The sequence below is a fragment of the Cupriavidus sp. KB_39 genome (genome assembly GCF_052114485.1).
Lineage (GTDB): Bacteria > Pseudomonadota > Gammaproteobacteria > Burkholderiales > Burkholderiaceae > Cupriavidus.
Genome location: NZ_JBFREV010000193.1, coordinates 1 through 491, shown reverse-complemented (window position 1 = coordinate 491; position 491 = coordinate 1). Strand labels below are relative to the sequence as shown.

The window sequence follows — 491 nt, the reverse complement described above, 5'->3', positions numbered from 1 at the left end:
CTCGATGACGCCAATTTCGAGCGCGGCCCGGCCCAGTTCTTCCAGCGCGTGCCGGCACCGGTGCGCGGGATCGTGACCACGCTGGTCAAGCGGCGCGTACGCCAGATGCTCTGGGCGCAGGGCCTCGGCCGGCATTCGGACGAGGAGGCTGACGCCATGGCAATCCACGGCGTGACCGCCATTGCCAATATCCTGGGGGACAAGCCCTATCTGATGGGCGATGCGCCATGCGGCGCCGACGCCACCTTGTTCGCGTTCAGCGCCAGCCTGCTCAGTCCCGTGTTCGAGACGCCGATCCGTACGGCGGCGTCCGCGCACGCCAATCTGGCCGCCTATCTGGCGCGGATGCGGGCGCGTTTCTATCCCGATTTCGTCGGCAGCGGGGTGTTCGCGCCCATGTCCGAGTCCCCGGCGGCGCCGACAGTGGCCGCCAATGGCCTTACAATGTAGGCCGTCCCCAATTCCAGCGCGGTTTCCATCATGTCCGGCAA

1 protein-coding gene is annotated in these 491 nt (G+C 67.4%); it reads left to right on the top strand.

The annotated features are described in order from the left end of the window. On the top strand, positions 1 to 450 hold a 450-nt coding region (locus tag AB4Z27_RS29485; RefSeq protein ID WP_441646044.1), incomplete at its 5' end, for a glutathione S-transferase C-terminal domain-containing protein. Between the last annotated feature and the right edge of the window lie 41 nt (positions 451 to 491).